Origin of the sequence: Corynebacterium sp. HMSC073D01 (assembly GCF_001815555.1) — a bacterium.
GTDB classification, from domain to species: domain Bacteria; phylum Actinomycetota; class Actinomycetes; order Mycobacteriales; family Mycobacteriaceae; genus Corynebacterium; species Corynebacterium glucuronolyticum.
This window is the reverse complement of record NZ_KV821058.1, coordinates 305-1,310: the sequence shown is the minus strand read 5'-3', so window position 1 is coordinate 1,310 and position 1,006 is coordinate 305. Positions and strand designations below refer to the sequence as shown.

Annotated in this window: 1 protein-coding gene and 1 pseudogene; one reads left to right on the top strand and one right to left on the bottom strand. The window is 52.1% G+C overall.

Going from position 1 to position 1,006, the window contains the following annotated elements:
• The first annotated feature begins 167 nt into the window (after window positions 1-167).
• Window positions 168-440, top strand: coding sequence for a hypothetical protein (locus tag HMPREF3044_RS08140; protein WP_210400540.1), 273 nt, complete (start codon window positions 168-170; stop codon window positions 438-440).
• Between the two features lie 111 nt (window positions 441-551).
• On the opposite strand, the pseudogene HMPREF3044_RS13400 reads toward HMPREF3044_RS08140, so the two are convergent.
• A pseudogene (locus HMPREF3044_RS13400) lies at window positions 552-1,006 on the bottom strand (DDE-type integrase/transposase/recombinase); the annotation flags it as partial.

Below are 1,006 nucleotides of genomic sequence, written 5' to 3'. Positions count from 1 at the left end.
CGAAGTCTCGCTGATGAGCGAATTGAAACTTGATAACCTCGATGTCCGCCATTCCTCTGACTCAAGTCAGAGACGAAGTCTCGCTGATGATGCGAAATAGGGGTTGTTGGTACTGGTTGTCTGCGTAGTTGGTGTTATGTGTCACTACTTTTTGCACGCTTGAGGTCATGGCATTGTTCACGGGACCCACCATGACGGTGTTGCAGCGGCTGCAAACAACGATCGCCCATGAGATGAAAAACTCTCACACCCCGCACCGCAGCGGTTTTGATGTGGCACGCACACCACAGTCCACACCGGTGGACATGACGCAGTTCAGTGCCAATGACGTGTTCATCCGACCGATCGAACAACACGCAGACAACGGTGACACCGGCCTTGTAAACGCTGTGTTCCCATGCGGCACACACACAAGCCAGGAAGGAGGAAACCTGCAATGACACGCTTTGAGGTCGACGAAACAATACGTCAAAAAATGCGCACGGACCCGGCCCCTTGGATGTGGACACCTGGGGTGAAAAATTAATTGGGTTTGATCTTAGCAGACGTGGTTAGGCAACGCGGTACATCTGTTTCTCCTCGAAAGTGTTCGGGGCTTGATAGCCACACCAACTGTGGCGCCGGGATGTGTTGTAGCGGGCGCACCAGCGAAACACTTGTCTGCGGCATTCAAGCGGGTTTGCAAATGTTTTCCGATCCTGACGTACCTCTCTTTTCAACGTGGAGTTAACGACTGAAGCAAACGCATTATCGGCACTGGTTCCCACAGACCCCATCGATTGGGTGACACCCAGTTCCGTACATGGTTTTCTTGACTCATCTTAAGGTATACACACTGCCGTGGTCGCAAATGAAACACCGATCCTGCAAGGCTTCTACGGGTGGCGCATGCATTGTTCACGGCCTCAATCACAAGCAAGCTCCGCATGTGGTCATTGAAAAGCAAAGCCCACAAGCCTGCGAGAACAACAATGCAATACTGTCGCCAGATACATGTTCGACCCGT

Excerpts from the sequence above, each read along its gene's own strand:
- HMPREF3044_RS08140 (WP_210400540.1), top strand. The coding sequence starts at position 168 with ATGGCATTGTTCACGGGACCCACCATGACGGTGTTGCAGCGGCTGCAA.